At 53.2% G+C, this 8983-nt stretch carries 9 protein-coding genes; 2 read left to right on the top strand and 7 right to left on the bottom strand.

What is annotated here, in order from left to right:
* Together Q1K49_RS00485 and Q1K49_RS00480 are read left to right on the top strand one after the other, a co-directional pair.
* Positions 1 to 448, top strand: a 448-nt coding sequence (locus Q1K49_RS00485) for a hypothetical protein (protein WP_300521503.1), incomplete at its 5' end; no start/stop codon positions are given.
* Between the two features lie 133 nt (positions 449 to 581).
* Positions 582 to 2135 (top strand): AAA-like domain-containing protein, encoded by a 1554-nt coding sequence (locus Q1K49_RS00480; RefSeq protein ID WP_300521500.1) that lies wholly within the window; start codon positions 582 to 584, stop codon positions 2133 to 2135.
* 128 nt (positions 2136 to 2263) lie between these two features.
* Here Q1K49_RS00480 and pseH read toward each other — a convergent pair whose 3' ends face one another.
* The 7 genes from pseH to Q1K49_RS00445 all read right to left on the bottom strand — a co-directional run bounded on the left by pseH (position 2264) and on the right by Q1K49_RS00445 (position 8958).
* Positions 2264 to 2839, bottom strand: a complete 576-nt coding sequence (gene pseH / locus Q1K49_RS00475) for a UDP-4-amino-4,6-dideoxy-N-acetyl-beta-L-altrosamine N-acetyltransferase (protein WP_300521497.1) — start codon at positions 2837 to 2839, stop codon at positions 2264 to 2266.
* Positions 2840 to 3000: 161 nt separating this feature from the next.
* The gene (locus Q1K49_RS00470; RefSeq protein ID WP_300521495.1) at positions 3001 to 4032 is read right to left on the bottom strand and encodes an N-acetylneuraminate synthase family protein; all 1032 of its coding nucleotides are present in this window, start codon (positions 4030 to 4032) and stop codon (positions 3001 to 3003) included.
* Position 4033: 1 nt separating this feature from the next.
* Complete coding sequence (locus tag Q1K49_RS00465; RefSeq protein ID WP_300521492.1) at positions 4034 to 5344, bottom strand: aminotransferase class III-fold pyridoxal phosphate-dependent enzyme; 1311 nt, start codon at positions 5342 to 5344, stop codon at positions 4034 to 4036.
* Between the two features lie 3 nt (positions 5345 to 5347).
* Complete coding sequence (locus Q1K49_RS00460; protein WP_300521489.1) at positions 5348 to 6127, bottom strand: glycosyltransferase family protein; 780 nt, start codon at positions 6125 to 6127, stop codon at positions 5348 to 5350.
* 142 nt (positions 6128 to 6269) lie between these two features.
* Positions 6270 to 6785: a GNAT family protein gene (locus Q1K49_RS00455; RefSeq protein ID WP_300521486.1), complete on the bottom strand. Its 516-nt coding sequence runs from the start codon at positions 6783 to 6785 to the stop codon at positions 6270 to 6272.
* A 46-nt stretch (positions 6786 to 6831) separates the two neighbouring features.
* Positions 6832 to 8022 carry a glycosyltransferase gene (locus Q1K49_RS00450; protein ID WP_300521484.1) on the bottom strand — a complete coding sequence of 397 codons (1191 nt, stop codon included), beginning with the start codon at positions 8020 to 8022 and terminating at the stop codon, positions 6832 to 6834.
* A gap of 18 nt (positions 8023 to 8040) precedes the next feature.
* Positions 8041 to 8958 (bottom strand): aldo/keto reductase, encoded by a 918-nt coding sequence (locus Q1K49_RS00445; RefSeq protein WP_300521482.1) that lies wholly within the window; start codon positions 8956 to 8958, stop codon positions 8041 to 8043.
* Between the last annotated feature and the right edge of the window lie 25 nt (positions 8959 to 8983).

The following is an 8983-nucleotide window of genomic DNA, read 5'->3' as shown; positions in this document are numbered from 1 at the left end:
CCTCGACCTGGAGAAACTCCTCGACCGCTACGCCGCCTATGTACGAGACCGGGGGAACATCGTCTTCTCCCGGGGAAAGGTCCTCGAAGGCGTGTACCACTACAACCTCGACGCCTTTCTCGCCTCCTACGCCACCGTCTTCGGAGGTTCCGTCCTTCCGGAAGTTCCCCTCGGCGGAGGGCGGGTGGATCTCCTCGTGCTCCAGGGGGGAAAGCAGTGGATCGTGGAGGTGAAGCGCTTCACCACCCTCCGGGCCTTCGAGGAGGGGAAGAACCAGCTCGAAGCCTATCTGGAGCGCTCCGGAGAAACAGAAGGATACTACGTGGTCTTTTCTCCCTACCACCAGGCCCAGGAGAAGGGCGAGGAGGTGCGCACCAAAGAGGGCATCTCCCGGAGGCTAGTGTGGTGGATTCTTCCCGTGGCAGCGCCGGTACCGTCGGGGGAGTGACGGTGACATGTGCCCATAAAAGCAGTTTCAGCATGCGTTCTCCGAAAAGATGCCGTGAACTCCAACCTGCGCACGACCCTTGACCGTCCACCGGTGGTTCTCCAAAAAGTCACGACAAAGAGGTGATGCTCTCATGCCCCGGAGCTTCTGCACCGAAGGCCCCATCGACAAAGAGCGGAACTACTACGTCCCCCGCACGGAGCTGGTCGCGGCGGGCCTCAAGAAAGTGGAGGAATGGCGGTATTTCACCCTCACCGCCCCGCGCCAGAGCGGCAAGAGCACCTACTTCCAGTTTCTCGCGGACGAGATACGCGCCTCTCGCCCTGCCTGGCTGCCTTTGTGGGTCAGCTTCGAGGATTTGGGGGATCTTCCCGAAGCGGAGTTTCTTCATTTTTTCCGCCTTTTTCTCCTCCGCGAAACGGAACGGCTCGGGCTTGATCCGAACCGTTTTCCCGAGACATCCCCGTCCTCCATGCCGGCACTTTCCGAGTGGTGGCGTATGTTCGCCGATTCCTATGATCGGGATATCATCCTCATCGTGGACGAAATGGAAGGACTGCAGAACATGCGGGTTCTCAACCGTTTCCTGCATGGACTGCGACGCGTGTACCACACAAAGACGGTCTACCGTCTCCGGAGCGTCATTCTGGTGGGCGTGTCGAACATCACGGGGATCCTCCAGAGCACCGCGAGCCCCTTCAACATCGCCGAGCAGATCACCATCCCCTACTTCACCCGGGAGGAGACCGAGGACCTTCTGCTTCAGCACACCCGGGAGACGGGGCAGATCTTCGACCCGGAGGTGCGGCGGCGTATCTGGAGCGACACCGCGGGACAGCCCGGCCTGGTGAACGCCCTCGCCCGGGACCTGGTGGAAAAAAAAGCCCCCGGCGGCGAACCCGTCACGGAAGCGCTCTTCTTCCGCACCCTGAACGACTTTCTCCGGTACTACACGGACAAGAACATCGCCAACGTGGTGAACAAGGCGAAACAGCACCCGGAGATCCTGCGGCGCATCCTCTTCGACGGCCCCGTGGAGTTCACCGTGGACGACGACCGGATCGCCTTTCTCAAGACCAACGGCGTGATCGAGATCGGTGAGGAGAACGAGTGCGTCATTCCCGTTCCCATCTACAAGAAGCGCCTCTACGCCACCTTCAAGCCCGCAGGGAACGGCGAACGGGAACGCTTCAAGGATCCCTTCCAGAGTGTGCGGGACTACCTGGACCAGGAGGGAACCCTCCGGATGGAACAGGTGCTCGACCGCTATGCCGCCTATGTTTTGGAGCGAGGCAACATCGTCTTCTCCCGGGGGAAAGTCCTTGAAGGCGTGTACCACTACAACCTCGACGCCTTTCTCGCCTCCTTCGCCGGACTCCTTGGAGGACACGTCTTTCCCGAGGTTCCCGAAGGGGGTGGTCGGGTGGACCTTTTGGTGCTTCAGGGAGGCAAGCGGTGGATCGTGGAAGTGAAGCGCTTCACCGGCAAGGACGAGTTCGAGGCGGGCAAGGATCAGCTCGAAGCCTATCTGGAGCGCTCCGGAGAAACAGAAGGATACTACGTGGTCTTTTCTCCCTACCATCAGGCCCAGGAGAAGGGGGAGGAGGTGCGCACAAGGAGCGGCGTCTCCCGGCGTCTCGTCTGGTGGATTCTTCCCGTGGTCGCTCCGGCACCGTCGGGGGAGTGACGGCTACAGCAGCTCTTCTCTTCCTCGTGTTCCCTCATGCGCAACATGGCAATGAAGGAACACGCCTCTCTCTGTGGACATGATCGCTGTATGTACGAGAGACTTCCAGAATTCAGATCTCCACAGGCTCAACGCGACAAGGCCCATTGCAGAATACGGGACTTCTCCGCTTCCCATTCGTCGCGGAGCATGCCGATCCACAAAAGATCCTTTCGCTCCCCCGTCTCGCAAAGGACATGGTTTCTCCATCGTCCTTCCTGGATAAAACCGGCTTTCAGATAAAGATCCAACGCCTGGGCGTTCGTCGCAAGCACGGATGTATAAAGGCGTTGTAGATCCATTTCTTCAAATCCCCAACGAAGAATCTCCGCCAAGAGAACTTTACCCAAGCCTTTTCCCAGAAATTCCTTTTCTCCGATGTACATCCCCCAATCGGAGTTGCCCGCACGCATGTCGATATGATTCAACGAAACGACACCGAACGGTTTGTCATCCACATGGGCGACACGACAACGGGTCTCACCCGCGCCGCTCCGCTGTCCAGCAAGCCACGCCCCGTGCTCTTCCCGGGAAATCAAATGCTGCCGCAGCATTTGAGAACGAACGGAATCACTGTTCCGCCACTCCAGAATCCTCCATTGGATCTCGTCGGGGATCGCGGCGACGTCGAGAAAGGTTACGGCGGACTTCTTCGAGAAAGGCATCAGCACCGACTCTCCCTTTGTCGATCTCTCGTTTCTACAAAAAACGGCGTTCCTTCTCTTCACTCTCTCAGCAATAATTTTTCGCTGTCTGAATCACGATAGGTTTTTCTCCGGATATGCGACAAAGGAGAATCATCTGGCCCCAACAAAAGAACACGCACTCAGATCATCTCCCAGGTGATCCACGCATCCGCCTCGATATGCCGCCGGGCAGTCCGGCCCAGCACCAACGGCAAATGTTTCGGGCGAATGCCGAAACCAGGGCGTTTCGCGCACACCATTTCTTCGGTGATGACCGTTCCCTCGGGAATGTCGACTGCCGCGTGGAGGCTTCTGCGCGCTTTCTGGTAAAATTCCAGCTCCTCCGGAGCAGGCCCGAGCTTTCGCCCGTCGCCCAGTGCGGCTTCTACTTCGCGGATCTGACGGACAAGCTCCGCGAGTTCGTCGGGTTCGATGGCAAAGGGGTGGTCGGGCCCCTTCATGGTCCGGTCCATGGTGAAATGCTTCTCGATCACCGACGCGCCGAGAGCCACGGCGGCGACGCTCACATGAATTCCCCGGGTGTGGTCGGAAAGACCCGTGGGCACACCGAAGGCGCGGCGCAACGTTTCCATACTCCGCAGGTTCATGATGTGCGCCGGTGCAGGATACACCGAAGCGCACTGAAGAAAGGCCACCTGTTCGTTTCCCGCGTCCCTGCACGTCACGTAGGCATCCTCTATTTCCTCCATCGAGGCAAGGCCGGTGGAGAGAAGGAGCGGCTTTCCCTTGGAGGCGCAATAACGAATCAGGGGAAGATCCACAATTTCAAAAGAGGCGATCTTGAACAACGCACTGACGGCGTCCAGCTCGTCCACGGCGGCGGCATCGAAGGGCGTGGCGAAGAAGAGGATGTTGCGCTCCTCGCAGTAGGCCGCCAGCTCGGGGAGCCAGTCCCGGGGAGTTTCGATCTCCTTGATGAGGGAGAAAAGGTCCTTGTCGTAACCAGAATGACGCGGCGTGTTGCGCGAATAGAGCGTCTCGGCACTGTAGATCTGAAACTTCACCGCATCGGCCTTCGCCGCGACGGCAGCGTCAATCATCTCCTTCGCCAAAGAAAGAGAGCAATTATGATTCGCTCCTATTTCAGCGATGACAAAGGCCGGTGCTCCTCCGCCGATTTTTCTTTTATTCCGTACCTCGAGCACCTTCATCTCATGTCAACCTCTTGAAACCCGTCGCGGATGGCAACCCCTTGAGCATTTTCTCCAGGCTCTGGTTCCGCAATCCCTCCGCAATGACGCCGAAGGCGACATCGGCGCTTTTCAGATACCGCGCAACGTGCTCGTCCCGGTGAGCGTACATGGCATAATACAGGTTTGATGCAAGAAAACCCTGTTCGAGCATGATCTGGACAAAAAGAGCCTTCGTGTGCTGAGGACAAGGGGTCTCAAAATCGAGGTGGCTCATGGGCAACATGCCGTTCACGTCGCTCTTGATGCCGTGCTTCGTGAGCAAGTGTCTCCATCCGTCCTGAACGTTCCGCCCGAGCTGCATCAACCGAGAACCCACGTTCTCCCGGCGGTGCTTCCGGAGCGTCGCCAAGGCAGCGACGGGGCCGATTCGCTCAGTCCAGCACGTACTGGAAATGAACGTCTTCTGCGCCGACTGCATCACCGATTCTTTGCCGAGAACCGCCCCGATTGGATATCCGTTGCCGAGCGCCTTCGAAAAGACCGCCATGTCCGGCTCAAACCCGAAAAGCAGATGGGCTCCGCCGGTGTTCATTCGCAATCCCGAGGAGATCTCGTCGACAATGAGAACCGCACCGCACGCATCGGCCGCCGCACGAACTCCCCGAACAAAATCTTCCGTGGGAGGCGCGTTCCTGATCGGCTCCAGAACAATGGCAGCGAGATCCTTACCGTGCTCTCCGACGATTTTTTCCAGCTCATCGAGCCTGTTGAAACGGAAAGGAATCGCGGTACCCCGAAGGGCCTTCGGCACGCCGCAGGGGTCGAGCCCGGCGATCAGGTGCTCACCCAAGGCATTTTCCGTGCCGACATTCGCCGCAAGATACCAGTCGTGCCAGCCGTGGTATCCGCAAAAGGCAACCGTATCCTTTCCCGTGTGCGCACGGGCGATGCGCACCGCCACGGTCATGGCCTCGCCGCCCGAACGGGTAAAACGCGCCATGCCCGCCCAGGGATGGAGTTCACACAGCAATTCCGCGAGTTCCACTTCTTCGAGGCAGTTCAGCGACGAACTGGACCCAGTCCGGATTGCCCCGACGACCGCATCGTCCACGTCATCATCCGCGTATCCCAGGACGTTCGCACCGATCCCGGAGATGCTCATGTCGATGTATTCGTTCCCGTCCAGGTCCCAGACGGTACAGCCCTTCGCTTTGTCGTAATATCCTGGCCAGACACCGAGGGAAAACATGTCGGGGCGTTTTGAAAGAAGCTGTGTCATCCCCGGAATGACTCGCTTTGCCCTCTCTTGTGCGGAAAGAGAACGATTCATCGGCTATTGCCTCCTTCGAGCCTCAAGAAATGTCTTGTCTTCTGCGGCGGATTTCAAGAGACCCTCGTTTCTGACAAATTTATTGTTGATTTCAAGCACTTCCCGATGTTCCGCGAGAAATTCAAGCACGTCCTGTGTCGTGAAAGAAGGGTTCGATGGATAAAGAGCCTGGTAAATCTTCGCGACAAAGATAAGGTCCTCCGGCTCATCCACCGTCCAGCGGAGATACTGAAGATTGTCCCCTTCCCTTTCAAGGTTTCCCAATTTGTACGTCTCAGGCCTTTTATACATGAAGGGGGTCACATGTTCTCTCTCGGAAGGAAGCTCCGCGTTTCGCCACGCCTCTTCCAACAGGGAAAAGCGGAAGACCTCGACATCCAGACCATCCGGAAACGTGGGGACCAGCGTGTTGCTCGTATAGTCGTTCTTTTCCCGGAGATGCTTTTCCACCACTGCATCGATGACGGAAGGATCGGCCAGAGGACAATCCCCGGTAAGACGGACGACATGCCGCGGCTGAAAACGCACCGCCGCATGATAGAAGCGATCAAGAACGTCCTGCAGGGAACCGCGATACCATTCCACGCCCTCTCTCTCGCAGAGAGAGGCCAACTCCGCATCGGAAGGATCGTCGCTCGTCGCCAAAAGAAGCCTGTCGATTGCCCCGGCTCTGCGGACTCTTTCAATTTGCCTCAGAATCATCGGTTTTTCCAACAGAGGCGCGAGAACTTTGCGAGGAAACCGAGACGAACTCACTCGGGCCTGAAGAATTGCAAGCAGCATACAATCATCCTCTTTCACTGTTATTAAAAACATCAGAGCAATAGAACATGCATTAAGTCATTGCACCATAATTTTTTATTTATAAAAACCTAAACATGAACTCTGGATAAAACACTCGTGATTGGCACGAATATATTAAAAATCATCTGCATTTCTCAACTAAGATCTCATCTACATATTCTCCCTTGCAAAATCTATGACGATGCAGGCGCCCAACCTCTCGAAATCCAGCTTTTAAGAAGGCCTTAAATGATCCAACATTAATGGCATAAATACCAGCGACGATCTTATTTAAATTAAGATCCTCGAACGCATACTGACATGCCAAGAGAATAGCTTCCGTTCCATATCCCTTCCCTCGTGCGCTCGCTTCTCCAATCAGCAATCCAACGTCTGCAAATCGATGAATTTGATCGATATTTCCAATTTTAATATTACCGACGTGCTCTCCTGTTTTTATAACAAAAATACCAAAAAATACGTCTCGCTGACTTAAATTTACAATTCGGACATACTCTTTTAGGTCTTCTATTGAATAAGAGCGCCACCTTGATTCAAGATGTTGCACTACATCATCATCATGCATCCAGTTAAGATATTTTTCATCTACGTCACCGGGAGAAAGAATACGCAGAAAAATACTCTCGCCTTTAAGCATTAACCCACCTCGTAATCAATAAAATAAATATCTCAACAAATAAGAGCTAAAAAAAATCTTTTTTGGCTATATTTATGACTTCTTCGCTGCGACAATACCAGGTATCTCGATTTTCATACTTCAGCATCGCACTCGCCGTTATTTTTTGCAATTCATCTAGATTTTTTAATTTTTCAACAAAAAAATCATCAAACATGCCAACGTTATCCGGAAAATAAAAGAGGTCCTCTTTGTCGTTGTAATATTCTTTTAAATACTCAGATTTATCAGTAACAACACACGCTCCACAAGCCATTCCGTAAAAAACTCTCTCATGTGCTCCCCTTGGAAACACAGAAACTGAATTCAAAAGAATTTTCGCTCGCTGCATGAGCATCAAAACTTGATATCCCAGCAATGGTCCGTAATACATATGATGGCTACCCAAAGAATTTCGCACGCTTAACGGAATTTCTCCAACAATCGCTACCGGTACACTTTTCAAAGCCTTCAAGAGGTCTATTCTTTTCTTGCTTTCGCACCACCTCGAAAGGAAGGCCAAAGCTTCGCAACAATTAAACTTCGCCTCAGAGTCAAGCACATCCAAGTCAAAGGAATATTCGTCACACGCCTCTCTGAATGCAGCAAAAGGCTCCTGAGATTTTTCAAGAATTCGCTCCGCAGTTCCACGAAGCAAGGATGCCCCAAGGTCCTTCGCGCGCAATAAGGACGCTTTGCCATCCAACATTTCTCTCGTTGGCTGAAAAGGGATACTCCCGACAAAAAGAATATCTATATCTCTATCAAAGATACCAGGCAAGCCCGACAAGGGCATCATTCCCGCGTGAGGCAAAAAAAAGGCATCATGCTTCACATCAAGAAAGGAAAGAATCTCCAGATGAGTGCGATCAACAACTGTAATCTTATCAGAAGCCCCTATGTTTTTAAAATATTTGATTTGAGAATAAGGAGCATCTGTCAAAATTCTTATTCTTTTTATCGGAAAAGGCGCTTGAATGTGTATTTTTAGATTGGAATCAACAAAAATCATCTTTGAAAAATCGGCAGATCCATGCCTATTTTTCATTTTTTCTAAAACAAAATCTGGCGATGATGCAAGCTCTTCCTTCGCCATTCTCAGCGATGAAAGACAACCCCTGCAGCAGAGTGCTTTATGCATTTCAAAAAACATGGAATCCATGAGTGACCCTTGAGTATAGTTCATCATGACAACAAAAACGGAAGAACACGACTCCACCAGGAGCACCTCCTTTTTTCACAGGACACACTTCCAGCGCCGAGGCTCCACTATATTCGTGTCGACCACGGCAAATCCGGAAAACAACTCCGACGGAAGCGTTCGCGCACTCGCGAGAATTTCCTGGAACTGCATCAGCGTATTGACGCCCACAACAACTGTATCAAGCTCGTCAACACCGAGAGCAAATCCCAGTGCTGCTTCCAACGGAGTCAATCCGTGTTCTTTTTGTACCTCATGGAGGTGCCGCAACGTTTCCCGAACATTCTCAAACCGGGGAGGCAATGTCTCCGGAGACATAAGGAGCAGGCCTTGAAGAAAACAGGAACGCCCATGTATCTCCACACGGGCGTTCTTCAGTTTTTTCAACATGCCGCTTTGGAGCAACCGCTGATCAAAAATATTGAGCGGAACCTGGACAAGCTCCAGCGGAAACAATTCAAATGCTTTCTGTAATTCTGTTTCATTGTAAACAGAAATGCCAATTTTTTCCACGAACCCCTGCTCGCGAAGCAATTCGAGCAAATGCCACAAGCATGCGCCATCAGGTCCAAGTATATCCTGAGCATTGTGCACCAGAATCCCGTAGATCTTTTCAAGAGCAAGGTTCTGCAATGAAGAACGAAATGTTCTTTCAAGGAGTCGTTTTTTCTCTTCATTTGAGAGATTTTCGGGCAGATGTGGTGTCTTGGTGATCGTGCGAAAGAAGGAGGCGTTTTCCGAGAGACACGTGCCAAGAAGCCTCTCACTTTCCCCATAGGCCGGAGCGGTATCAAGCACTTGCACACCCACAGACTCGGCGAAACGGAGAATCGCCGTTACCTCCTCCGGTGGCGTACGCCCCACCGTGTTGGAAATGCCATACTCCAACCCGAACTGGACAGTACCAAGCCCGATGCGCTCCGTCAGAACATTGCTCATCGCTTCAAACGACACCTTCCTCTCCCGGCCGGTCTCTTCG

Source organism: Aminiphilus sp., assembly GCF_029975095.1.
Taxonomy (GTDB): Bacteria; Synergistota; Synergistia; order Synergistales; family Aminiphilaceae; genus Aminiphilus.
The sequence above is the reverse complement of the archived record's forward strand: the minus strand, read 5'-3'. Positions and strand labels throughout refer to the sequence as shown.